A 24,653-nucleotide genomic window follows, 5' to 3' on the forward strand; every position below is an offset into this window, starting at 1 on the left:
CCAGCAAGAACGCCGACCCAGGCACACCCCCGTCGGACGAGGGGGTGATTCCGAGCCGGCGCTGGTCGTTGGCTACTTGCCCGCGGTCTTCTTCCCGAAGCGCTTCTCGAAGCGCGCCACCCGGCCGCCGGTGTCGAGGATCTTCTGCTTGCCCGTGTAGAACGGGTGGCACTCGGAACACACGTCGGCGTGGATCACACCGTTCTTGGCGGTGCTGCGGGTGGTGAAGGAGTTGCCACAGGTGCAGCTCACCTGGGTGACGTTGTACTCAGGGTGAATGTCGCGCTTCATGTCGCTTCCTCTCGCATGTGGCGGTCGCCGGGTCGCCGTTTTGCCTCGCCTCACCCCGGACGGGGTGCGCGCGCCGCACACCGGGAAATGCGCGCGGGCGGGAACCGGTACCGCTGCGGTTCGGGTTCCAGTGTGCCAGATCCTGCAACCATCCCGGGCCATCCGAAATTCCCGGGGTCATCGGGCCGGTCGGGGCGCTCGGGCATGCCCGCAAGCGGCCCGCATGGCGCCCTGCGCGCTGCTTCCCGCCCGCTCCGGCCGCGATGAGTACGGCGGGCCGCGCGGGCCCGCCGTACGTGAGCACAGGGCTCGTCAGTCGCGGTCGTTGCTCACGGTCGTCTTCTGGACCTGGAGCAGGAACTCCGCGTTGGACTTGGTCTCCTTCATCTTCTCCAGCAGGAGCTCCAGAGCCTGCTGCATGTCCAGCGCGTGCAGCACCCGCCGCAGCTTCCAGACGATCTGCAGCTCGTCCTTGGCCATCAGGATCTCCTCCTTACGGGTGCTGGACGCGTCGACGTCCACCGCGGGGAAGATCCGCTTGTCGGCCAGGGACCGGCTGAGCTTGAGCTCCATGTTGCCGGTGCCCTTGAACTCCTCGAAGATGACCTCGTCCATCTTGGAGCCGGTCTCGACCAGGCCGGTGGCCAGGATGGTCAGCGAGCCGCCGTTCTCGATGTTGCGGGCGGCGCCGAAGAACCGCTTGGGCGGGTACAGCGCCGTGGAGTCGACACCGCCGGACAGGATCCGGCCGCTGGCGGGCGCCGCGAGGTTGTAGGCGCGGCCCAGGCGGGTGATCGAGTCGAGCAGCACCACGACGTCGTGGCCCAGCTCCACCAGCCGCTTGGCCCGCTCGATGGCCAGCTCGGCGACGGTGGTGTGGTCTTCGGCGGGACGGTCGAAGGTCGAGTGGATGACCTCGCCCTTGACCGACCGCTGCATGTCGGTGACCTCTTCAGGACGCTCGTCCACGAGGACGACCATGAGGTGGCACTCGGGGTTGTTCCTGGTGATGGCGTTGGCGATGGCCTGGAGCACCATCGTCTTGCCCGCCTTGGGCGGGGAGGCGATGAGGCCGCGCTGGCCCTTGCCGATCGGCGAGACCAGGTCGATGATCCGCGTGGTCAGGATGTTGGGCTCGGTCTCCAGACGCAGGCGCTCCTGCGGGTAGAGCGGGGTGAGCTTGTTGAAGTCCTGGCGGTTGCGGGCCTGGTCGGGGTCCATGCCGTTGACCGTGTCGAGGCGGACGAGCGCGTTGAACTTCTCGCGCCGCTCGCCTTCGCGCGGCTGGCGTACCGCGCCGGTGATCACGTCGCCCTTGCGCAGGCCGTTCCTGCGGATCTGGGCCAGCGACACGTAGACGTCGTTGGCACCGGGCAGGTAGCCGGTCGTGCGCACGAAGGCGTAGTTGTCGAGGATGTCGAGGATCCCGGCGATCGGGATCAGCACGTCGTCCTCGCCGATCACCGGCTCGTTGCTGTCGAAGCGGTCACGGCCGCGGCGGTTGCGCTCCCTGAACCGGCCGCGCCGGCCGCGGCGGCCGTCGTCGTCCTGGCCGCCGTCGCGCGGGTCGCGGTCACGGTCGCGCTGGTCGCGGTCACGCTGGTCGCCACGATCGCGCTGATCACGGCCGCCCTGGTCGCCGCGCTGGTCACGGCCGCCGTCCCGCTGGTCGCCACGGTCGCGCTGGTCGCCACGGTCGCGCTGGTCGCCACCGCGCGCCTGGTCGCGGCCCTGGCCGCCGTCGGTGGTGCGCTGCTCCCTGCTGTCGCCGCGCTCGCGGCGGCTGCGGCGCTCGCCACGCTCGCGGCGTCCCTCGCCGCGCTCGGGCTTGCCGTCCTGCTGCCCCTGCTCGGCGGGCTGCTCGGTCACCGGCGGGGCGGACGCCACCGCGGGCTCGGCGGCCTGGGCCACGGCCTCGGGCAGCGTCGGCTGGTCGGTGGCGGGCGCGCCCGCGCTCTCGGCCGCGCCGGTGCGGGTGCGCACCCGGCGGGTGCGCGCGGGCCGCTCGGGCTGGGGCTCGGGGTCCGCGGCGACAGGAGCCGGCGCAGAGGTGGCGGGCTTGGCGTCGGACGTCTGGGCCGCGCCGTCCGCGGAAACGCCCTGCTTCTCCTGGATGGCCGCGATGAGCTGGCTCTTGCGCATCCGCCCGGTCCCGCTGATGCCGAGGCTCGACGCGAGCTTCTGCAGCTCGGGGAGCACCATGGCGGACAGGCCGGTGCCGGAGCGACGGCGCGGCCGTGCCGCGGCGCGAGTGGGGGTGTCGCCGGCCGCCGACTGCTCAGGTGAGCCGGTGTCGGTGAGGAGTTCGGTGGTGTCGCTCACTAAGGGTCCTTCCCAGGGGTCGGGCGTCGGCGACTATCTGCCGACCGTCCCGGAGGTGCGATCGATCCGGCGGGACTGGCCGGATCGGGGTGCACGTTGCGTTCCTTGGCCGCCCCGAAGAGCGGTTGCCAGTGTCGGGGACAGGTGCGCCCACGCCGTCATCGCCGGGACTCGCCGACGATGGGGGCCTGGAGGCCACCCCCCGGATTGTTACCGCCAACCAGATGTCATCGAGATGGTTGGAGCCCGCATATCCCCGCGTGCGCCGCCCTTCACGGCGTATGCCGGATGTGGAGCAACCGGCAACGGCGCATTCAGGGAGGGTATGCTGCCCACTTCTGACGAGGTGGAGCATGACGCAGCGATGTGAGGCTGACAAGCACGCACCCATCATGGGGGCATCTGGTGCGGCTATAAGCCTAACATCACCAGCGCACACGGCTATTCCCTGAAGGTCGAAGAGGCATCAGCGTGTCTCGGGAAACTGGACTCTGGCACCGTCGGTATCGACGTCCAGTGGCTGGATGTGCCAGTCATTACCCACTTCAGACGCGATCGAATCCTGCGCCTCCGGTGTCGGAAACGCCAGAATCGTCGGACCCGCCCCGGAGACGACCGCGGGAACTCCGATTGCGCGGAGCCGTTTTACCAGACTCGCGGTCTGCGGCATTGCAGGCGCGCGGTATCGCTGGTGCAGCCGGTCTTCGGTCGCGGCGAGCAGCACCGGGGTCTCCGGTCGCATGGTCATCGCGGCCACCAGCAGCGCCGCGCGCCCCGCGTTGGCGGAGGCGTCGGCGTGCGGTACGTCCTTCGGCAGGTAGCCCCGCGCCACGTCGGTGGACAGCCGGTGAGCGGGGATGAACGCCACGGGCCGGATCGCGGCGTGCGGCGTCAGTTTCACCATACGCGCGATCCCCTCTTGGTCGCTCCAGGCGATGGTGAGCCCGCCTGCCAGGCAGGGGGCCACGTTGTCGGGATGGCCCTCCAGCTCGGTGGCCAGCGCGAACACCTCCTCATCCGGGAACGCCGCGGCCCCGGAGTCGTCGCCGGCGAGCGCCCGCGCGGCCAGCAGGCCCGCGCAGATGGCCGCCGACGACGAACCGAGCCCCCGCGCGTGCGGAATGCGGTTGTGACAGCGCAGCCGCAGGCCCGGCGGCTGCGCCACCCCCATCCGGCCGAACGCCGCGCGCATGGCCCGCACGACGAGATGGCCGTCGCCGAGGTCGAGTTCCCCCGCCCCCTCGCCGGTGACCTCCACCTGCGTGCTCTCCCCCGACAAGGCCGCCGTGACCTCGTCGTACAGGCCGAGCGCGAGGCCCAGCGAGTCGAAGCCGGGGCCGAGGTTGGCCGAAGTCGCGGGCACGCGAACGACGACCGTCGTGCTGTCGGGCATGGGCCACCTTCGGAAGATGCGTTCGGTGTCTGGGGTGTCGGGCCGGATGGCGCAGCGCCGCCCCCGGCTTCAGGCGAGTTCGAGCGCCATCGCGGCGGCGTGCGCGTCGATCGAGATCGTCACCGGCGCCGGGGCTCCGGAGATCGCCCAGTCGGGGTCCTTCAGGCCGTTACCGGTGACCGTACACACCACCCGCTCACCATCTTGCACCAGCCCCTGCTCGCGCGCCTGGAGCAGCCCGGCGACGCTCGCCGCCGACGCCAGCTCCACGAACACGCCCTCCTCCTGGGCGAGCAGCTTGTAGGCCGCGGCGATCTGCCGGTCGGTCACCGCCTGGATCGCGCCGCCGGACTCGTCGCGGGCCGCCTCGGCGAGCCGCCAGGAGGCGGGGTTGCCGATCCGGATCGCGGTGGCGATCGTGTGCGGGTGGGTCACCGGCGCGCCCTTCACGATCGGCGCGGCCCCGCTCGCCTGGAACCCCAGCATCCGCGGAGTCTTGGTGGCGGGCCCGTCGGCGGAGTATTCCTTGTAGCCCATCCAGTAGGCGGAGATGTTGCCCGCGTTGCCCACCGGCAGGCAGTGCACGTCGGGCGCGTCGCCGAGCGCGTCCACGATCTCGAAGGCCGCGGTCTTCTGGCCCTGGAGCCGGTACGGGTTGACCGAGTTGACCAGCGCGATCGGGTAGCTCTCCGAGAGCTTCCTGGTCATCTCCAGGCAGTCGTCGAAGGAGCCGTCGACCTGGAGCAGCTTGGCCCCGTGGACCAGCGCCTGGGCCAGCTTGCCCATCGCGATCTTGCCGCGTGGCACCAGGACGGCGCAGGTCAGCCCCGCGCGGACGGCGTAGGCGGCGGCGGAGGCGGAGGTGTTGCCGGTGGAGGCGCAGATCACCGCCTTGGCCCCGGCCTCGACCGCCTTGCTGATCGCCATGGTCATGCCGCGGTCTTTGAAGCTCCCCGTCGGGTTGAGCCCTTCGACCTTCAGGTGAACCTCGCAGCCGGTCAGCGCGGAGACCCTGCGCGCGGGGACCAGCGGCGTGCCCCCCTCCAGCAGCGTGACGACCGGCGTCGCCGTGGTCACCGGAAGCCGGTCACGGTACTCCTCGATGAGTCCACGCCACACCCTGGTCATGATCGCTCCTAGGCAGCCTTGCGGTGTCGAGCACCGAGTTTACGGGCAACCGGCCTGACCTGCGGACGCGATCCCGCTCCTGCGAGGTGAAGACGCGGTCGCGATAGGGTCTTCTGACATGACGGGTGAACATCACGGGGCGCCGGGCGACCGTCCGCGGATCCGGCGCAACGACCACTCCCCGCTCACCCCGCCCGGCCTGGGGGCCTTCACGCCGTCGCTGCCGGTGAGCGTCGTCATACCGGCCCACGGAGGGCAGAGCCGCCTCGATCTCACCCTGGCCGCGCTGGCCGCGCAGACCTACCCCGCGCACCTGCTCGAGGTCATCGTGGTGGACGACGGCAGCGACCCGCCGCTGCGCCTGCCGGAGATCGCGCCACCCGGCACACGGATCGTCACCGCCGACCCGTCGGGCTGGGGCATCGGGCACGCGGTCAACACCGGGGCGGCGGTCGCCGAGGGCACGCTGCTCCAGCGCCTGGACGCCGACATGGTGGTCTGCCGCGAGCACATCGAGGCGCTGGCCCGCTGGCACCACCTGACCGATTATGCGGTCACGATCGGCTACAAGCGGTTCCTGGCCGAGCCCGAGGGGCTTTCCGCGGCCCGCGTACGTGACGGCGTGTCGGGCGGCGGGCTGAGCACGCTGTTCGACCTGGCGGCGGCGGTGCCGAGTTCGACCGAGGCGACGATCGAGCGCCTGGACGGCCTGCGCGCCAGCCGCAACCCCTACCACTGCTGCACGGGCCCCACGCTGTGCCTGCACCGCGAGTTGTTCCGCGCCGCCGGCGGCATCGACGCGGGCGTGCCGCGCGGCGAGGACACCGAGTTCGCCTACCGGCTCGCCCAGGCCGGGGCCGTGTTCGTCCCCGATCCGCTGGCCCAGGCGGTCCATCTGGGGCTGCCGGCCCAGAAGCTGGAACGCGACCTGGCGGTCCGGGTGGTCTCGCCGTACCTGGCCCAGCGCATCCCGCTCCGCCGCGACCTGCGCAAGGACGCGGGGCGGCGGTGGCGCGTGCCGTACGTCGAGGTGGTGCTGGAGGTCGGCGGCGCGGCGGAGGAGACCGTGCGGGCCGCCGTGCGCGCGGCGCTGACCGGCAGCGTCGGCGACGTGGTGGTGACGCTGGTCGCGCCCTGGTCGCGGCTGACCGGCGTGCGGCGGGCCGTGCTCCGCGATCCCGACCTGGACCTGCGCCTGATGAGCGAGCACTTCGCGGGCGACGATCGGGTGCGCCTGGCCGACACCGTGCCGCCCTCCCCCGCGCCGATCCCCTTCAGGTACACCGGCCCGGTCGAGGCGCCGCTCGGCCGCGACACGCTGCGCCTGATGATCGAGGCCATGCAGGAGCACCGGCCGGGCCTGGTTCTGGTGGATCCGCCCTCCGGCGGAACCGCCCGCCTGGAGCGCACCGAGGCGCTGAGCCGGGCGTTGCTGCTGGCCAACCCGGGCGTGCCGCTCGGTGAGCTGGCCAGGGCGGGCCGGCTCGCCGCCGATCACAGGGACGAGCTGATCGAGGCCACCCACGGGGTGCTCAAGGGCGAGCACGCCGACTTCTGGCCCGCGCCCAAGAAGAAACCCGCTACGCCCGTGGCGGAACCCCGGAAACCTGCCCCGGCAGCGCCCGCACAGCCCTCCCGCCCGCGGAGCGTGTCACTGCTCGGCCGTCTGACCGGCCGCGGCCGGTCAGACGGCTGACCTCGGGCTCAGGGCGGTGTCGGGGGCAGTGGGGCAAGGCCGGGCCAGCAGGTGAGCATGCGCTCGCGTACCGCTCCGGCCAGGGCGGCCAGCGCGGCCAGATCGGGCTCCTCCGCCGCGGCGACCACGCCGAGCCGGTGCGCGAGCCGTTCTCGCGCGCTGGCCACGCCCCAGCTCCAGTCGTCCCGCAGCACGGCGGCGAGGTGGTCGGTGGTGTGCCTGCGGGCCCGTTCGACCAGCGCGTCGCCGCGCAGCAGCCAGCCCGCGCAGGCGTCGGCGAGCCGCCCCTGCACGTCGGTGCCGGTCAGCACGCGCCAGATCGCCTGGTAGCGCCGCTCGGCCTCGGCGAGCATCGCCGGGGCGATGCCCAGCGAACACCAGCAGGTCGGAAAGCCCGTCCGCAGATAGGCCAGCTCCATCAGGCCGTTGCCCAGCGACGCCTGCTCAAGGTCCACGAAGCGCAGGCCCTGGCCGGTCACGATGACGTTGTCGGGGCACGGGTCGCCGTGCAGCAGCGCGTGGTGGCCGCCCGCGCCCAGCCGCTCGACGAGCGCCGAGATCTCGGCGCGGGCCCGCGCGGGCACCGGCACGCCCAGCGCGCCGGCGAAGCCCGCGAACGCCTCGGCGTCGGCCTCCGTGGGGCCCTGCCATCTGGGCAGCGCGCCGGCGTCGGCGGGGCCGGTGGCGGCGTGCAGCCGCGCGAGCGCGTCGGCGTAACGGACCGCCCAGTCGGCTGGGGCGGGCACCTCGGCGAGGTGTTCCAGCACCATGACCCGGCAACCGGCGTCGGAGGCGATCACCTTGGCCACCGGTGGCACGCCGCCGCTTCTGGCGGCGAGGGTCAGCGCGGTGATCTCCCGCTCGAACCTGGCCTGGGCGTCGTCGCCGCCGGTGGCCTGCTTGACCACGACGGCGGCCCCGCCGTACTCCAGCCGCCACACGCTGGAGCGCGGGCTGCTCTGCACCTCGCGCGCGCCCGCCGCCTCGGGCAACGGCCTCACCCCTCCTTGCCGCGGCGACGGCGGGACAGCGCCCGCCTGAGCGCCCGGGCGAACCCGGTGCGCGGCACCGGCTGGGCCTTCTTGGCCGCGGCCAGCTCACGGCGCAGCGTGCCGATCTCCCTGCGGTACTCGACCGCGCCCTTGCGCCAGCGGCCGGACTCGTCGCGCCACTTGGCGATCTGCCCGCGCAGTCGTTCGGTCTCCTTCTTCAGCTTGGCGACCTCGGCCGCCGCCTCCGAGCGGGCCCGGTAGGCGCCGCGCCGGCCGACCGGGGGCGCGGCCTGTGCCGCGGACGCGAAGCCGTAGGTCTCGGCGTCCACCCAGAGCACCCCGAAGGTGTCGTCCACCGCGTCGTCGATGTCCTCGCCGGGCTCGGCCACGATCCGCGCTCTGGCGAAGGCGGCGGAGCGCTCCAACCGGGCCGCCACCACGCCGTCGGCGGTCTCGTCGAGCAGCACGTTGATCAGGCCGTAGCCCTGTTCGGAAGCCAGGTCGAGCAACCTGGCCAGGCTGTCCTCGCCGGGCGCCCAGCCGGCGGGCAGGTGCAGCCGGTACGGCTCGGCGGTGTCGGGCTCGGGCTCCTGACCGACCAGGCGCACCCGGGGCTCGTGGGCGTAGTGCCCCTGGATCAGGACCAGGTCGAGATCGGGGTCGGTCAGCGGGGTCCGCCGCTCGGGGGCCAGCCGCGCCCACGGGCCGGGCAGGTCCACCACGAGGTCGGGGATCGTGCCCGCGAGCAGCGCGTCCACCGTCGCGCGCACGTCGTCGTAGCCGCCGGGCTCGACGGTGGCCCGGATGTAGGGGACCTTCCACTGCCTGCCCGGGTGGGTGCGCAGCCAGCGGTAGGAGGGGATGCGGTCGGCGATGTAGGCGTGGCTGACCCGGTCGATCGGCTCCTTGTCGCGCATCCGCATGGAGGGGCCCAGGTGGTAGCCGCGGGCCTGCGGGTCGGGCACGAACACCGCGCCCGCCTGGCCCAGCCGGTAGCCCAGCTCGGTGTCCTGGCCGAGGATCAGCTCGGTGTCCATCGGGCCCGCCGCCTTGAGCAGTGTCGCCCCGACCGACGTCGCGCCGCCGACGTGCAGGCTGAACGCCCGGTGCGGGTCGCGTACCAGACCGCCGGTGCGCTCCACGAGGTCGACCAGCCACTCGTGCGGCTCGGCCGGCTCGAACAGCGCGCCCAAACCGCCCGTCCCGGCGGCGGCGGCCACCGCGCGCGGCTCGGGCAGCGGCGCGGTGGTGAAGCGCAGGTGGCTGGTGACCACCAGGTAGGGGGCGAGGTGGTGCCAGCGCAGGTGCGCCTCCACCTCGTCGGGGGCGAGCACCACGTCGGAGTCGAGCCAGTGGACGACGTCTCCGGTGGCGGCGGCCAGGCCCGCGTTGCGGGCGGCGGCCCTGCCCGGGGTCTCGCAGCCGACCAGCCGGGTCAGCTCCGGGCGGATGCCGCCGAGCCGCAGGGCGGGCTCGCTGCCGTTGTCGACCACCACGACCTCCAGCAGCTCCTGCGGGTAGGTCTGGGCGGCCAGGCCCGCGAGCGCGAGGTCGAGCTTGTCCTGCCCGTTGTAGGCCGGCACCACGACCGTGACGGTCAGCGTGGGCGTCCAGGTCCCGATGGCGGGCGGGCGCAGCACGGTGTAGTCGTTGCCCCTGATCCTGACGGTCACGTTCGGCTCACTTCGCTCACAAGCGCTCCCTGCCCGGTGCCGGGGCCGGCCTCCATGATCATACTGGGCCGGAATCCGCGCCACTGGTTTGCTGCGACCCGCAGAAAATGGGCCAGGGAAAGCCGCCAGGTGTGGTCGCCGGCCAGTGAACGGCGCAGCATGTAGCCGAGTCCGTGGGTGCGGTATATCCGGCCGCCCGCGGCGTGGATTCGTTTCAGGAGATCGGCGTCCACGGCGCTGGACAGGGCGCTGAAACCACCGGATTCTTGATATTTGGCGCGATCCATCAGGATCGTTCCGCCCGCGATGTAATCGCTCCACACTTCGCCGCTGTAGTCGATCCTGCGGACGGTGGCGCGCAGCGGCTCCAGGTAGAAGAACTCCGGGGGCACGCCGACCACGTCGGCCCCGGAGTGCTCCTTGGCGAGCAGCAGGTCGGCCAGGTGCTCGGGGCCGTACCAGTCGTCGTCGTCCCACTTGGCGATGTACTCGCCGCCGGCCCGGCCCGCCGCCAGGTGCAGCAGCTCACCGAACGGCCGGTCCGCGCCGGCCTCCACCATGGTGAGCGGGAGCGCGAAGCCGTCGGCCGCCCGGCGTACGTCGGGGTGGTCACGGCCGCCGGGCACGCCGTGCAGGCCGAGCACGACCTCGGCGCGCACGTGCCGCTGGCGGGCGATCTGGGCGAGCGCGCCGGGCAGGTGGTGCGGGCGCATGCTCGACATCACGACGCTGACCGTCGGCGGCTGGTCGCCGGGGGTACGACGGGCGCGCAGCCCGTGCCGCCGCAGCCGCACGCTGTGCTCCTCGCGGCGCAGGTCGGCCACCGAGCGGATGCCGGAAGGGCCCTCGGCGAACCGCGAGCCGTCCCATTCGGCGAGCAGGGCGGCGAGCCCGGAGTCGGCCTCCCGGGCCCAGGCGGGCGTCTCGGCGGCGAACAGCGGCACCCCGGCCGCGGCGAGGTCGAGGACGGGCGCGAGCGGGACCGGCGACTCCCCCGGCCACTCGACCCGCAGGCCGCGCAGCGGGCGCAGCGCCTCGGCGTCCGAAGCGGTCGCGACCCGGCCCAGCGGGCGATCACCGGCGACCCAGTGCTCACCGGCCCAGCGCAGCACTCCGTCGCCCTCGCTGGGAGTGCGGACGTATCCTCGCGGACCGGCCCGTTCCTCTGGCGCTCGCGGCGTGGCTGGATCGGCGGATGATTCCGGCGCGACACTCATACAGGACTCGTTCACATCCGTAATTCGCGGGGCGGTCGCCAACGAGCGTACCGATTGCGGGCGCTCTCCCGGCACGAACCCTGACAACAGGTCAGCACCGGGAGTGCGCTCCGGCCGGCCGCATGCCGGTCATTTACACTTTCCGCTGCCCCGGCATACGTGGCAGTTCTCCAATGAATTCACCCAAATGACGGAGCCATCCGGCTGCCGCTTCGGTCTCTCGTAGGTGAGCCGGCCGGTCCCGTTGCAGCATCCGCAGTCCGGAGCGGGCTTGGCCACGGGCCTCTCCCTGTGTGCGCGATCGGTATGCCGCGCACGAGTCACCCGACGCCGAACGTGCGCGTATCCCGTAGGGTAGTGCCCTTCGGCCGCCGCCCACGGGGCTTCTGGCCAGATGCCGCCACACCCGCCCCGGCGGGGCTCAGGACGACTCGTCGCCCTCCACCCGCATCACGCTCGCCACCGCGCGGACGATGTCGAGCTCGCGAAGACTGCCCAAGGTGGCCGACAGGGCGGCGTCGGCGGCCCGGTGGGAGACCAGGACGAGCTGCGCGTCGTCGCCGTGGCCCTCCTGGCGGACCGTCTGGATGGACACGTCGTGCTTGGCGAAGATGTCGGCCACCCGCGCGAGTACGCCCGGCTTGTCGGCGACATCGAGGGCGATGTGGTAGCGGGTCACGGTGTCGCCCATCGGGTGGACGGCGAGGTCGGCGTAGGTGGACTCGTCGGGGCCGTGCGCTCCGGCCAGCCGGTTGCGGGCGACCGCGACCAGGTCGCCGAGCACGGCCGAGGCGGTCGGGGCGCCGCCCGCGCCCTTGCCGTAGAACATCAGCTCGCCGGCCGAGCGCGCCTCGACGAAGACCGCGTTGTAGGCGTCGCGGACCCCGGCCAGCGGGTGCGACCTCGGGATCATGGCCGGATGCACGCGGACCCCGACCGTGCGGCCGTCGTCGGCGCGGGCGCAGATGGCCAGCAGCTTGATCACATAACCCATGGCCTTGGCGCTGGCGACGTCGGCGGCGCTGATCTCGGTGATGCCCTCGCGGTGGACGTCGGCCGCGGTGACCCGGCTGTGGAAGGCCAGCCCGGCCAGGATGGCGGCCTTGGCAGCGGCGTCGAAGCCCTCGACGTCGGCCGTGGGGTCGGCCTCGGCGTAGCCGAGCGCCTGGGCCTCCTCCAGCGCGTCGGTGAAGGACGCGCCCGTGGAGTCCATCTTGTCGAGGATGTAGTTGGTGGTGCCGTTGACGATGCCGAGCACGCGGTGGACGTGGTCGCCGCTCAGCGACTCGCGCAGCGGGCGCAGCAGCGGGATCGCCCCCGCCACGCTGGCCTCGAAGTAGAGGTCGCCGCCGCCCTGCCTGGCCGCGGCGTACAGGGCCGAGCCGTCTTCGGCGAGCAGCGCCTTGTTGGCGGTCACCACGGACTTGCCGCCGCGCAGCGCGGTCGTGATGAGCGACCTGGCGGGCTCGATGCCGCCGATCACCTCGACCACGATGTCGACGTCGTCGCGGGAGACCAGGGCCTCGGCGTCGGTGGTGAGCAGCCCCTGCTCGACGTCGGCGTCGCGCTTGCGGCCCAGCCGGCGCACGGCCACCCCGGCCAGCTCCAGCGGGGCGCCGATCCTGGCGGCGAGGTCGCCGGACTGCTCCCGCATCAGCCGTACGACCTGCGATCCGACGACGCCGCAGCCCAGCAGGGCCACTTTCAGCGGTTTCACGGTTGCCCCCTCAGCAGGTCCTCTTCCGTCTCCCCGCGCACGATCACTCGTGACGCGCCGTCCTTGACCGCGACGACGGCGGGCCTCGGCTGGTAGTTGTAGTTACTGGCGAGCGCGCGGCAGTAGGCGCCGGTGGCGGCCACCGCGATGAGGTCGCCGGGCGCGAGGTCGGCGGGCAGGTAGGTGTCGCGCACCACGATGTCGCCGCTCTCGCAGTGCTTGCCGACGACCCGGGACAGCATGGGCGCGGCCTCGCTGGTGCGGGAGGCCAGCACGCAGGTGTACTCGGCGCCGTACAGCGCGGTGCGGATGTTGTCGCTCATCCCGCCGTCCACGCTGACGTAGGTGCGCAGGCCCTCGACGTCCTTGACGGTGCCGACGTTGTAGAGGGTCACGCCGGCGGGGCCGATGATCGCCCGGCCGGGCTCGACGGTCAGCCGGGGCACCGGCAGCCCGGCGGCGGTGCAGACCCGCTCGACGATCTCGCGCAGCGCGTCGGCGACGACCTTGACGCCCGGGGCCTCGTCGGTCTCGGTGTAGGCGATGCCGTAGCCGCCGCCGAGGTCGAGCTCGGGCAGCACCACGTCGTGCTCCTGCTTGATCTGCACCAGCAGCCCGGCCAGCCGCTGGGCGGCCACCTCGAAGCCCGCGGAGTCGAGGATCTGCGAGCCGATGTGGGAGTGCAGGCCGGCCAGCCTGAGCTGCGGCAGCGCGAGCACCCGGCGGACCGCCTCGGCGGCCGACCCGCTGTTCAGCGAGAAGCCGAACTTCTGGTCGTCGTGGGCGGTGGCGATGAACTCGTGGGTGTGCGCCTCCACGCCGGTGGTGACCCGGATGAGGACGGTGGGCCGCGCCTCGTGCCGCTCGGCCAGGTGGCCCAGCCGGGCGATCTCCTCGAAGGAGTCGAGGACGATGTGGCCGACCCCGGCCTCGATCGCCCGCTCCAGCTCGGCGGCGGTCTTGTTGTTGCCGTGCAGGGTGATGCGCTCGGGCGGGAAGCCCACGCTGAGCGTGACGGCCAGCTCGCCGCCGGTGCAGACGTCGAGGCCCAGGCCCTCCTGATCGATCCAGCGGGCGAGCTCCCTGCACAGGAACGCCTTGCCCGCGTAGTGGACGTCGCTGTCGCCGAACGCGGCGGCGAACTCGCGGCAGCGGGAGCGCACGTCGTCTTCGTCGAGCACGTAGAGCGGCGTGCCGTACTGGGCGGCGAGGTCGCGGACGTCGATGCCGCCGACGGTGACCACGCCGTCGGCGCGCCCCGCGGTGCGGGGCCAGATGGCCGGGTCGAGGCTCCCGCGCGTCAGCTCACCCGGGTCGCCGGGCATGTGGGCGGGGCGGTCGTACGGCGGGGCCCCGGCATGCCGGTCGCCTGCGGGGTGGACGAAGGGACTCACCCGATCGAGGCTATCGGACCGGCTGATCCCATCGGCACGCCTGTCCACTCTCCGAGACACATGCTCTGCAATTTATCCTCCAAATCAGCGGAACCTGCGGATAAATCACGTCCAATACTCGCTATGACACCTGATCCTCCGGTGCGGCCCAGGTGTTGCACGCGCCGATCGTGCCCAGCCGCTCGCCCCGGCCGATCCACGCCGCGCTGTTCTTCGCCGAGCCGTGGGTCTTGCGGTGCGCCGCCCACTCCTCGTCCTCCGCCCCCGCCGAGCCCGCCGCCGCGCGCACCATCGCCAGCGCCTCGGGATCGACGTCCCGCATGGCCGCCGCCGCCATGCAGTCCGCCTGTAACTCCAGCCGCCGCGACCACGCCTCGTCGAAGATCTCCGAACCGCGCTGGTCGGCGATCCCACTGATCTCCTGTACGTGGTGGGCGTACTCGTGGGCCAGGGTGAACATGTCGGAGAAGGCCCAGCTCGCGTCGAGCAGCACGTTGACCGACCGGGACTCGGGGCAGTAGATGCCGGCCCAGCCCTCGTCGCCCTGGCCGCAGGAGGCGTCGCCGGGGGTCTCGACCAGGTTGACCTCGCGGGGCGGCTCGTAGCGGTAGCCGGCGGTCCGCAGGGAGGCCGTCCACATCCGGTCCAGGCAGCGGGCCAGCGCGTTCAGGGTCCGTCTGATGTCCTCGTCGCGGTCGCCGGGTAACTCGCAGCGGCTCGGCACCGGGGGCGTGGAGTACAGGGCGTGGGTCGCCGCTCCGGACCTCGGGGAGCCGGGCGCGGTGCCGAGGGCGTCTCTGAGGTCGGGGTAGAAGAATGCGAGGGCACCGAGCACGAGCGCGAACACCGCGGCGGCCGGTAGTGACCGCCTGATCACCCCGCGTTTTTCGTCCACCACCACTCCCTTTTTCCGTCTCGGGAGGGTGTATCACAGTCTGTCGGGCGCTGTTCGTCCATTGGCGGCCAGCCCTTCGGCGAGTATCAGGCGGACCGCCCCGGCCAGCCGTACGCGGGCCGTGTGGACGGGCTCGGCGGCCCGGTCCCCCATCGGCACGGCGGGCGCCCCCTCGTGCGCGTCGTGGTAGGCCAGGGCCAGCCGTTCCAGGTAGCCCGCCCAGCCGGGCTCGGCGCGTTCACGCCTGCTGGGCAGCTCGGCCAGCACCCGCAGCACGGCCCGGTCCAGCGCCCCGCACAAGGTCTCGGGGCGGAAGCCGCCGAGCGGCACGCCGAGGTCGCGCGCCCAGTGTCCGGAGGCCACCGCCCGCGCGTGCGCGTAACGGACGACGAAGCCGGGGTTGTCCCACGTCCGCGGGAAATCCGGCCATCGGGCCTGGAAGGCGTTCAGCCCCAGCGCCCCCGGCCGGAACTCGGTGACGATCTCGCCCGGCGTCGTCACCACGATCTCCAGGAGCCGGCCCGGGCCGGGCCGTACGCCGGCGATCCCGGGCACTTCGCGCAACCGCTCGGCCGCGAGCGGGTCAGGGGCCGGGGCCAGGTAGACCGCCTCGCGCTCCCAGCTTCCCGAGGGCCTCGGCGTACCTCCGAGCAGCCGCGCCAGCAGGGCGATCCTCACCCTGAAAACGATAGTCGGCGTGTTCAGGCCATCGCGTGCGGGATCGCCGGGCCGTACTCCACCAGCCGGGCCGACGCCAGCAGCGAGGGGTCCTCGCGGCGGACCCGGACGTATCCGAACCTGTCCGAGGAGAACACCCGGATGTTGTCGGCGCGGCACTGGCGCATCAGCACCTCGTCCCAGCCCTCCGCCACGTCGGCGATGCCCAGCCCGCGCAGCACGGTGCGGCGGGCCAGCAGCGTCCCCCCGGTGATCTCCGGCAGGTAGGCGTGCTCCGCGCCGGGCTGGCGCAGCAGCGCCGCCCCGGCGTCCTCCAGGTAGGCGTAGTAGGACGCCTTCCCCACCACGTCGGCCGTGGTGTAGAGGAAGGCCCGGCTCAGATCGCTCAGGTAGTGCTCGCCGTACAGGTCGCGCGGGTCCATCACCGCGACCAGGTCGCCCTCGCACAGGTCCAGCGCCCGGTTCAGCGCGCCGCCGGCGCTCAGCCGGGGGTCGGCGGTCCTGGCCACCACGTCCACGGAACCGGGCAGCAGCTCTCCCGCCCGCTTGGCGGCCACGTCGCCGTCGGGCGCGAGAAGTACCGCCTGGCGGACCCCGGCCTGCCCCGCGAGCTGGGCGAGCGCGCGCTCAAGGTCGCCGGTCGGCGGCACGATCACCGAGACGTGCAGGGTGGCGCGGGCGGCGGGCAGGCCGATGGCCTCCAGGAAGTCGTCCACCCGCTCGGTCATCGTGCCCTCGGCGTACGCCTGGCGCATCGCCGCGTGGGCGCGCCGGTCGTCGGGCAGGCTGCCGATCGGGGTGGCGCAGGCGGCGATCTCGGCCAGCCGCCAGGGCTCGGTCCCCGGCGGGACCGACACGCCCTTGGGCCAGCGGTAGGAGGTGAGCAGGTCGGGGTAGGTCAGGTGCTCGGGCAGCAGCTCGGCCAGCGTGAGCACGCGGTCGAAGCGTCCCCCTGCCAGCGGCAGCGGGTTGTGCACCCGGGGCTGGATCGCGTACCGCAGCACGCCCGCGCGGGGGTGGGCAGACCGCCACGCGGGCAGCGCCTCGGGCAGCGCCGTGAAGACGTACTCGAACAGCGACGCCGCCTCCCGGAACTCGGCCACGTCGCCGCCGGTGTGCCAGAAGACCGTGCGGACGCCGCGCTCCGAGCACCAGGCGAGCAGGGCCCGCAGGTCCTCGCCCGGCTCACGGACCTCCCCCGCCCACGGTCCGCCGGTGACCGATTCGACCACCAGCAGGTGCGGCACCTCCTGGGCGAGCACCCGGGCGAAGTCGCGCGGGGTGAAGCCGACCGTCTGGCGCCACTCGTAGCGCAGCAGCGCCTCGGCGTGCGGATCGGCGATCACCGCCGCTGTCAGGTGCGGGCGGGTGTTCGGCCCGGTGGGCACCCGGAAGGGCTTGAGCTTGAAGGAGGCGCCCTCGATGGTCCGGCTGGACTCCTTAGCCTGGAATGCGGCTCCCGGCTTCTCTTCGGCCGTCTGGGGGACGGCGGGGGCCGGTCCGCGCTTGGGGGCGGCGGGGCGCTTGACGGGCTTGGCGGCGCGGCGCAGGCCGCGGGCCAGCCGGACCGGGTTGCGCTTGCCGGACTTGATCGCGTCGCCGAGCCTGGACCAGCGGGCGACCTGCATGGACGACAGCTTCCAGCGGGCGACCTCGGTCTGGTAGCGCTGCTCGGAGAGTTCGCGGCGCAGTTTGTCCTCGCTCGCCCGCGCGTCGGCGAGTTCCCGCTCGACCTCGCGCAACCGCGTGTTGACCTCGCGCAACTCCTGTGTGGCGCGTTCGGCCTCGGCGAGCTTGGCCTGTGCGGCGTCCAGGAGCCGCGCCAGCTCGGCGGCCCGTTCCGCCTGCGCCATGGCGTCTCGCAGTGCCCGCCGGGTGCCGTCCAGTCGCTCGCCAGCCACGTCGTCCTCCGATCACTGAGCGGTGCAAAAGGATACTCTTTCGGCTAATCGCGACAGTGGCGAACCGAATGCGATTCAAGACCGGGAAGGGATGAGTCCGTGCGTGAGGGGGACTGGCCTGCGTTCAACGTCCGGCCGTACGTGTGCGGTGCGATCGGCGGCGTGGACCCGGCGCTCCTGGCGGACCTGTGCGCCGCCGGGCCCAAGACGCGCGCGGCCCTGCAGACCGACGGCGCGGCGCTGTTCAGCAGCGGGCCGCTGGCCCCCTACCACCGCGACGGGCACGGATACGCGTTCGCCTGGGGGGAGCGCAGGCCGCTGGTCGCCGACCGCTGGATGTCGATCGCCGAGACCTATGAGACCCCCGGGCTCATCGACGACGGACACCAGGTGACGCTGCACGCCGGCGGGCTCGGGCTGGTGGACGTCTACTACGTGCGCACCCCCGGGGCGGTCTACTTCTCCTCGCTGCTCGAACCGCTGCTCGCGCTGGCGGGCGAGCGGCGCGAGATGGACTGGGACGCCTGGGCGTCCATCCTGCGGGTCACCTTCCCGCTGGGCGACGGCACGCCGTACGACGCGGTCAAGCGGCTCTCCGGCGCGAGCGCGCTGGTCTACGACCGTGCCGCGCGGCGGGTGAGCGTCGATCGGCGGCTGCCCCGCTGGGTGCGCGAGGAGCCCTACGAGGCGTGGCGCGGCGCGGGCGAACTGCTGTCGATCCTGCACGAGGTCTACAAGGAGTTCGAGGACCGGCCGCTGCTCGTGCCGGTCAGCGGCGGCTACGACTCCCGGCTGCTGTGCTCGGTGGCGGTGGCCAGGGGCGCGGACGTGGAGTCCTGGACGACGAGCCCGGACGACGGCACCGACACCGACATCGCCTTCGCCCGCGCGATCACCCGCGAACTCGGCGTACGGCACCGCGTGGTCGAGCAGGACCCCGCCCGCTACCCCGCCGACGCGCTGGAGGTGGCCCGCAGGCTGGAGTACCTCACCCCGCACCACGCCTGGTACGCCCCCTTCGCCAAGGAGGTCCACCGCTCCGGGCGCACCCTGGTGGACGGCCTGGCCGGCGGCCCCCTGCTGAAGAACTTCATGGTCAGCGGCGAGGCGATGCACGCGGGCACAGCCGCGGACCGCCAGGCCGCGGTGCTCAGGTCGCTCGCCCTGGGCGCGCCCTCGATGCCCTTCCTGTCCGAGCCGGCGGGCGAGTGGATCGAGCAGACCGTCCGCGAGTCGTTCACCCGATCCACGTCCATGCTGCACGGCCACCGGGCCGAACTTCCGCTCTCGGTGCTGCACACGCGCACGGTCAGGGGCATCGCCCGCTCGCCGGTCAACCTGGTGGGCCCGGAGGCGTCGTTCGCCGCGCCGTTCATCCACCCGGCCTTCTTCGACGCCGCGCTGTCGGTCGGGGTGGCCCGCAAGGACAAGGGGCGCTTCTACCGCGAACTGCTGCACGAGGCCAACCCCAGGGTGGCGGCGCTGCCGTCCACCAACGTGGTCAAGCAGCCGCTCACCCGCGTGCCGCTGCGCTCGGCCGCCGCGCCCGCCCGCGCCCACGGGCACCGGATGCTGACCTCCCTGGCCGCGCGGGTGCCCGGGCTGCTCTCGCCGGAGCTGCACGACATGATCGGCCAGGGGCCGGACGCGCTGGCCAGGTTCAACGGGTGGAACGACCGGTTCTGGGTGCGCGGTCTCGTGCTGTTCGGGTCCTGGATCATCGACAACGAGGGAAAACTACGGGATCTCACGCCGCCGTGGGCGTGATGACCTCGCCGTTTCGGTCGTACCAACTCAAGGTAACGGCGTAATTACGGGCCTTGCGCACGGAGTCGCCGAAGATTCCCCGGCGCACCCTTGATATCCCGCTTCAGCAGGGGCGGGCCGCTGCTAATGTGTGGCCTGGAAAGCGCGCTGATGGACAGACCGAATCTACGATTCGGCCCGGGAGCGCATGGGGATGACTAGGGCTCCAGGCGGCGCGCGCTCACCCACAACCACAGCCGGGCGACCGGTGGGCCGGCTTCGCCTTTCCTGCATTGTGAGCGAGAATGATTGATGCATCCCCCTGCCCGGAACCGGTTTCCGAGGACTTCGTCTCGGCCGATCCGCAGTGGTACAAGCGCGCGGTCTTCTACGAAGTCCTCGTTCGCGGATACAAGGACTCCAACGCCGACGGCACCGGCGACCTTCGCGGGCTGATCGACCGGCTGGACTATCTGGAGTGGCTGGGCGTCGACTGCCTGTGGCTGCTGCCGCTATATGAGTCCCCGTTGCGGGACGGCGGTTATGACATCGCCGACTACATGAAGATTCTTTCGGATTTCGGGGATCTAGGGGACTTCGTGGCCCTGGTCGAGGAGGCCCACCGGCGCGGCATCCGCATCATCACCGACCTGGTGATGAACCACACCAGCGACCGGCACCCGTGGTTCCAGGCGTCCAGGCACGACCCGGAGGGGCCGTTCGGCGACTTCTACGTGTGGTCCGACCATCCGGAGGGCTTCCCCGACGCCCCGATCATCTTCGTCGGCGCGGAGGAGTCCAACTGGACCTACGACCCCGTGCGCAAGCAGTACTACTGGCACCGGTTCTTCCACCACCAGCCCGACCTCAACTATGACAACCCGGCGGTCCAGGAGGCCATGCTGGAGGTCCTGCGCTTCTGGCTCGACCTCGGCATCGACGGGTTCCGGCTGGACGCCGTGCCGTACCTGTTCGAGCGGGAGGGCACGCTGTGCAGCGGCCTGCCGGAGACTCACGCCTACCTGAAGAAGGTCCGTGCCGAGGTCGACCGCCTCTACCCCGACCGGGTGCTGCTCGCCGAGGCCAACGGCTGGCCCGAAGACGTCGTCGAGTACTTCGGCGACCCCACCACCGGCGGTGACGAATGCCACATGGCCTTCCACTTCCCGCTGATGCCGCGGATCTTCATGGCGGTACGGCGGGGCAGCCGCGAGCCGATCTCCGAGATCATGTCGCGCACCCCCAAGATCCCAGAAAAGGCGCAGTGGGGCATCTTCCTCCGCAACCATGACGAGCTCACCCTGGAGACCGTCACCGAGGAAGAGCGCGACTACATGCACGCGGAGTACGCCAAGGACCCGCGGATGCGGGCCTACCTCGGCATCCGCCGCCGCCTCGCGCCGCTGCTGGACAACGACAGAGACCAGATCGAGCTGTTCACCGCACTGCTGCTGTCCCTGCCAGGTTCGCCGGTCATGTACTACGGCGACGAGATCGGCATGGGCGACAACATCTGGCTCGACGACCGCGACGCCGTCCGCACGCCGATGCAGTGGAACCCGGACCGCAACGCGGGCTTCTCCGCCGCCGACCCCGGGCAGCTCTACCTGCCGGCGGTGATGGACCCGATCTACGGGTTCCAGGCCGTCAACGTCGAGGCCCAGCAGAAGAACCCGGCCTCGCTGCTGCACTTCACCAGGAGGATGCTGGAGATCAGGCGGCAGCATCCGGTGTTCGGCACCGGCGTCTACAGCGAGCTGTGGTCCTCCAACCCGGCCGTGCTGACCTTCATCCGCGAGGACGGCGACGACCGGATGATGTGCGTCAACAACCTGTCGAAGTACCCCCAGCCGGTCGAACTGGACCTGCGCCGCTTCGCCGGTTCGACGCCCGTCGAGTGCCGGGGCGAGGTGCCCTTCCCGGTCATCGGCGAGATGCCCTACCTGCTGACCCTGCCGGGCCACGGCTTCTACTGGTTCGCCATCCGCTAACGCCGCTCACCTGGTGGCGACGGGCACCTGCGCCAGGGCCGCCCGTCGCGCCAGGAACAGCCGGAACAGCAGGGCCAGGGCCAGCGCCGCCACCGCGGCGGTCACCAGCGTGAGCACCGACGGCGGATGCCCGAGGCCCGCGCCCACCCCGCTGGTGTGGCCCTGCACGTCGATCAGCCGGGCGACCAGCGAGGCCCCCGCCACCGTCCCGGCGACCACGCCGATCAGCACCAGCAGGCCGGTACCGGTGATCATCGTGGCGACCACCTGGCGGGGCGTCAGCCCCATCGCCTTGAGCACCGCGAGGTCGGGGCCGTGGTCGCGCTCGGCCACCACGCTGGCGGTGTAGAGGTTGCTCAGCCCGATCAGCACCAGCAGCATGACCGGGATCAGGATCATCCAGCGGAGTTCGGTGAACCGCCGCGCCGGGTTGACCACCAGGCGCACCTCCAGCGCGTCGCCGGACGCCTCGCGCAGCCGCTGGGCGGTCTCCTCGGCCGGCTCGCCGGGCTTCAGCACCACGCTGTAGAACTCCGGCGGCGTGGCGTCCTTGGCGGGCAGGCTGTCGATCCCGAAGGACAGCACCTCGCCGTCGTGTTCCAGTTCCACCACCCGGCCCACGATGCGCACGATGAGCGGGGTCCCGCCGACCAGCACGCGGACCCGCTGGCCGATCTTCTTGTCCAGCCGGTCCAGCAGGCCCTGCCCGGCCACGGCCTCGCCCCTGGCGGCGTACGGCCGCCCCTCCACGACCTTGAACGGGTACGGCCGGGCGGACTCCCCCATCGCCCGGGCCAGCACGGTCCTCGGCTGCCCCTGGACCACGGCGTCCATGTCGGCGCCGGGGTAGATCGCCTTGACCGCGGGATCGGCCGTGATCAGGGCCGTGGCACGGGTGGCGGGCAGCCGTCCCGGCCTGACCTCCAGGGCGGCGGCCTGACCGACCTGCTCGGGGTGGCGCAGGATGTTGTCGAGCGTGGACAGGCAGCCCAGCCCGATCGTGATCACCATCATCGGGATCATCACCCCGAAGACGGTGAGGACGGCGGGCAGCCTGCGGGTGAACGCGTCGCGGGCGCCGAGCACCAGGGCGGGCGGCAGGCGTACCAGGAGGGCGAGCCTGGCCAGCTTGGACAGCCGGCCGCGCGGCGGGGCGACCAGTACGGCGGGCGTCGGCGGCGTGCGCCCGGCGCGCCAGGCCGGCAGCGCCGCGGCGAGGATCACCACGGCGGCGGTGCCCGCCGCGATCAGCAGCGTGAGCATCGGCGACAGCCCGATCCCGGCGCCGCTGTGCAGCGACAGCGCGGTGACGAACCGGCCGGCCGCGAGCCCGGCGGGCAGGCCGGCGGCCACGCCGATCAGGCCGAGCGCGGCGTGCTCGACGATCAGCATCGAGGTGACCTGGGCCCGGGTCATGCCGAGCGACTTCAGCGTGGCGAAGTCGCGGGACTGGGTCAGCACCCGGCTGCCCACCGCGTGCGCGATCGCCAGGCCGCCGGCCAGCAGCCCGCACCCGCCGAACAGCCCGAGCAGCAGACCGAACAGGCGGTTGTCGAGCATCATCGCATTGCGTACGTCCAGCCAGGTCGAGACCCGCAGGACCCGCCCGTCGAACTGCGCGGCCGAGTCGCCCGCCACCTGGACGGTGTTGTCGCGTCCCGGATCGGCCAGGCGCAGCCCGATGACCGACTGGCTGCGGCCGATGACCGGCTCGACCTGGTCGAGGGTGCGCGGCAGGGTCCAGGCCAGGCCGGGGGTCGAGGTGGGGTAGAACCCCTGCTCGGCGGTCTCGGCGATGCCGACCACGACGAGTTCGTGCCGCTGGCCGGACAGCGCGGTGACCGTGAACGAACCGCCCGGCCGGAGGTTCTCCGCCGCGGCGAAGGACCGCTCCAGCACGACCCCGTCGGCGTCGTCCGCGCTCAGCCAGCGGCCCTCGCGCACCACCGGGCGCGCGATCCTCGGCGGCTCGGGCCCCAGCGCCCGCAGCGCGAGCGGGGCGTTGCGCCCGTCGTGGGTGAGCGTGACCGGCGCGCTGCGGTACGGCCCGGCCACGCCGGTCCGCTCGGGGATGCCCGTGGGGGCGGTGACCTGACCGCCCTGCCCGTTCTGTACGTGAATCCACACATGGGCGCCGTTGGTCTCGTCGAACAGCCCGCGCCAGGGGTTGGTGCCGCCCTCCAGCAGGGTGGCCGCGGCGACGAGCGCCGTCACGATGCCGCCCACCGTCAGCACGGTGACCAGCGCGTGGCCCCACCGCGCCCGCAGGTCGGCGGCGATCCACCGGATCGGCGCCCGGTGCGCGCCCATCGTGCGCGGGGACGTTCGCACGACGCCTAGCCTCCGAAATCGGCCAGGCCGCCGGGACCGCCCGCCGTCCTGCGGCCGGGCGGCTCGATCGGCGCGTCGTCGGCGACCTGCCCGTCGAACAGGTAGATCATCCGGTCGGCCAGGCCGGCCAGGCGGGCCTCGTGGGTGACCATGACGATGGTCTGGCCGGTCTTGTGGACCTTGTTCAGCAGGCCGAGCACCTGCTGGGCGTTGCGGCTGTCCAGGTTGCCGGTCGGCTCGTCGGCCAGCAGTACGCTCGGCCGGTTGGCCAGCGCCCTGGCCAGCGCGACCCGCTGCTGCTCGCCGCCGGACAACCGGCTCGGGGCGGCGTCCGCCCGCTCGGCCAGCCCCAGGGCCTCAAGCAGCTCCTCCCGCCGCTCGCGGGCCTCCCGCGCGCTCGCGCCGGCCAGCAGCGAGGGCAGCTCCACGTTGTCGGCGACCGTCATGTTGGCGATCAGGTTGAAGAACTGGAAGACGAAGCCGATCTTCGTACGCCGCAGGACCGCCCTGGCGCTCTCCGACATGGTGTCCAGCCTGCGCCCGTCCAGCCAGACCTCTCCGCTGGTCGCCGAGTCCAGGCCGCCCAGCAGGTGCGCGAGCGTCGACTTGCCCGACCCGGACGGGCCCATGATCACGACGAACTCGCCGGGGTGGATCTCCAGGTCGATCCCGCGCAGGGCGGCGACGGACACGCCGCCGTTGGGGTAGATCTTGGTGAGGTTGACCGTCCTGATCACCGGCTCCGGGCGCACCACCTCCAGCGGCTTGCTCTCGGCCCGTCTCACGGAAGCTCCTCCTGGCAGCGTTCCAGCCAGTTGAGGTCGGCCTGCAGGTGCAGCATGAACCCTTCGATGAGCAGATGGGCCACCCGGTTGGCCGGATCGGTGCGCGCGGCCAGCTCGTTGTACTCGCGCATCTGCCGCAGGCAGTGCCGGCGCTGCCGGTTGATCAGCGCCATCCGGTCGGCGATCCCGGTGAGCGGGGCGAGCACCAGCTTCATGAAGAACTCATCGCGCACCCGCGGGCCCTCGGCCGGCCCGTCCACCCAGGCTGAAAGCGCCTCCCGGCCCGCCGCGGTGATGTAGTAGACCTTCTTGTTGGGCCGGTTGGACTGCTCCACGCCCACCGAGCGCACCAGGCCGTCCTTCTCCAGTCGCCCCAGCGTCACGTATATCTGGCCGATGTTGGGAGATGGATATGCCGTGCCGAAGATCTGTTCGAGCGCCTGTTTCAGCTCGTACCCGTGGGCAGGCTCTTTCGCCAGAAGCGCCAGCAGCGGCGACCGCAC

18 protein-coding genes are annotated in these 24,653 nt (G+C 72.4%); 3 read left to right on the plus strand and 15 right to left on the minus strand.

The genetic code is table 11. From position 1 onward, the window contains the following. Positions 1–72: 72 nt before the first annotated feature. The 4 genes from rpmE to thrC form a co-directional block, all read right to left on the minus strand. Entirely contained in the window at positions 73–291 is a 219-nt protein-coding gene (gene rpmE, locus ACH34R_RS28160; protein WP_397564540.1) for a 50S ribosomal protein L31, read from the minus strand. Positions 292–603: 312 nt separating this feature from the next. After that, positions 604–2,613 carry a transcription termination factor Rho gene (gene rho / locus ACH34R_RS28165; protein WP_397564541.1) on the minus strand — a complete coding sequence of 670 codons (2,010 nt, stop codon included), beginning with the start codon at positions 2,611–2,613 and terminating at the stop codon, positions 604–606. Positions 2,614–3,079: 466 nt separating this feature from the next. Continuing rightward, a complete protein-coding gene (thrB, locus tag ACH34R_RS28170) occupies positions 3,080–4,006 on the minus strand; it encodes a homoserine kinase (RefSeq protein WP_397564542.1) in 927 nt (308 codons plus the stop codon). 69 nt (positions 4,007–4,075) lie between these two features. Next, the gene (thrC, locus tag ACH34R_RS28175) at positions 4,076–5,134 is read right to left on the minus strand and encodes a threonine synthase (protein WP_397564543.1); all 1,059 of its coding nucleotides are present in this window, start codon (positions 5,132–5,134) and stop codon (positions 4,076–4,078) included. 118 nt (positions 5,135–5,252) lie between these two features. Between thrC and ACH34R_RS28180 the strand changes: the two genes are divergently transcribed. Further along, positions 5,253–6,830: a glycosyltransferase gene (locus ACH34R_RS28180; RefSeq protein WP_397564544.1), complete on the plus strand. Its 1,578-nt coding sequence runs from the start codon at positions 5,253–5,255 to the stop codon at positions 6,828–6,830. Between the two features lie 8 nt (positions 6,831–6,838). Here ACH34R_RS28180 and ACH34R_RS28185 read toward each other — a convergent pair whose 3' ends face one another. The 8 genes from ACH34R_RS28185 to ACH34R_RS28220 all read right to left on the minus strand — a co-directional run bounded on the left by ACH34R_RS28185 (position 6,839) and on the right by ACH34R_RS28220 (position 17,297). Continuing rightward, complete coding sequence (locus ACH34R_RS28185) at positions 6,839–7,831, minus strand: phosphotransferase family protein (RefSeq protein WP_397564545.1); 993 nt, start codon at positions 7,829–7,831, stop codon at positions 6,839–6,841. Continuing rightward, on the minus strand, positions 7,828–9,495 hold the full coding sequence (locus ACH34R_RS28190) for a glycosyltransferase (RefSeq protein ID WP_397564546.1): 1,668 nt from the start codon (positions 9,493–9,495) through the stop codon (positions 7,828–7,830). The genes ACH34R_RS28185 and ACH34R_RS28190 overlap by 4 nt, the downstream gene beginning before the upstream one ends. After that, on the minus strand, positions 9,492–10,712 hold the full coding sequence (locus tag ACH34R_RS28195; protein WP_397564547.1) for a glycosyltransferase: 1,221 nt from the start codon (positions 10,710–10,712) through the stop codon (positions 9,492–9,494). Before ACH34R_RS28195 ends, ACH34R_RS28190 begins: the two co-directional genes overlap by 4 nt. A 421-nt stretch (positions 10,713–11,133) precedes the next feature. Then, positions 11,134–12,429 (minus strand): homoserine dehydrogenase, encoded by a 1,296-nt coding sequence (locus tag ACH34R_RS28200; protein ID WP_397564548.1) that lies wholly within the window; start codon positions 12,427–12,429, stop codon positions 11,134–11,136. After that, positions 12,426–13,823: a diaminopimelate decarboxylase gene (gene lysA, locus ACH34R_RS28205; protein WP_397564549.1), complete on the minus strand. Its 1,398-nt coding sequence runs from the start codon at positions 13,821–13,823 to the stop codon at positions 12,426–12,428. Before lysA ends, ACH34R_RS28200 begins: the two co-directional genes overlap by 4 nt. Before the next feature lie 121 nt (positions 13,824–13,944). Then, positions 13,945–14,718, minus strand: a complete 774-nt coding sequence (locus ACH34R_RS28210) for a neutral zinc metallopeptidase (protein ID WP_397564550.1) — start codon at positions 14,716–14,718, stop codon at positions 13,945–13,947. Between the two features lie 33 nt (positions 14,719–14,751). Beyond that, the gene (locus ACH34R_RS28215; protein ID WP_397564551.1) at positions 14,752–15,396 is read right to left on the minus strand and encodes an anticodon-binding protein; all 645 of its coding nucleotides are present in this window, start codon (positions 15,394–15,396) and stop codon (positions 14,752–14,754) included. 23 nt (positions 15,397–15,419) lie between these two features. Beyond that, complete coding sequence (locus ACH34R_RS28220; RefSeq protein WP_397564552.1) at positions 15,420–17,297, minus strand: hypothetical protein; 1,878 nt, start codon at positions 17,295–17,297, stop codon at positions 15,420–15,422. Between the two features lie 99 nt (positions 17,298–17,396). Between ACH34R_RS28220 and ACH34R_RS28225 the strand changes: the two genes are divergently transcribed. Further along, on the plus strand, positions 17,397–19,064 hold the full coding sequence (locus tag ACH34R_RS28225) for an asparagine synthetase B family protein (RefSeq protein WP_397564553.1): 1,668 nt from the start codon (positions 17,397–17,399) through the stop codon (positions 19,062–19,064). 284 nt (positions 19,065–19,348) lie between these two features. Further along, positions 19,349–21,034 (plus strand): maltose alpha-D-glucosyltransferase, encoded by a 1,686-nt coding sequence (treS, locus tag ACH34R_RS28230; protein ID WP_397564554.1) that lies wholly within the window; start codon positions 19,349–19,351, stop codon positions 21,032–21,034. 6 nt (positions 21,035–21,040) lie between these two features. Here treS and ACH34R_RS28235 read toward each other — a convergent pair whose 3' ends face one another. From ACH34R_RS28235 to ACH34R_RS28245, 3 genes are read right to left on the minus strand one after another with little or no spacing between them, the layout of a single operon-like run. Beyond that, on the minus strand, positions 21,041–23,365 hold the full coding sequence (locus ACH34R_RS28235; RefSeq protein WP_397564555.1) for an FtsX-like permease family protein: 2,325 nt from the start codon (positions 23,363–23,365) through the stop codon (positions 21,041–21,043). 5 nt (positions 23,366–23,370) lie between these two features. Then, a complete protein-coding gene (locus ACH34R_RS28240) occupies positions 23,371–24,150 on the minus strand; it encodes an ABC transporter ATP-binding protein (protein WP_397564556.1) in 780 nt (259 codons plus the stop codon). After that, on the minus strand, positions 24,147–24,653 hold the full coding sequence (locus ACH34R_RS28245) for a PadR family transcriptional regulator (protein ID WP_397564557.1): 507 nt from the start codon (positions 24,651–24,653) through the stop codon (positions 24,147–24,149). The genes ACH34R_RS28240 and ACH34R_RS28245 overlap by 4 nt, the downstream gene beginning before the upstream one ends.

This window comes from Spongiactinospora sp. 9N601 (assembly GCF_044326295.1).
Taxonomy (GTDB): domain Bacteria; phylum Actinomycetota; class Actinomycetes; order Streptosporangiales; family Streptosporangiaceae; genus Spongiactinospora; species Spongiactinospora gelatinilytica.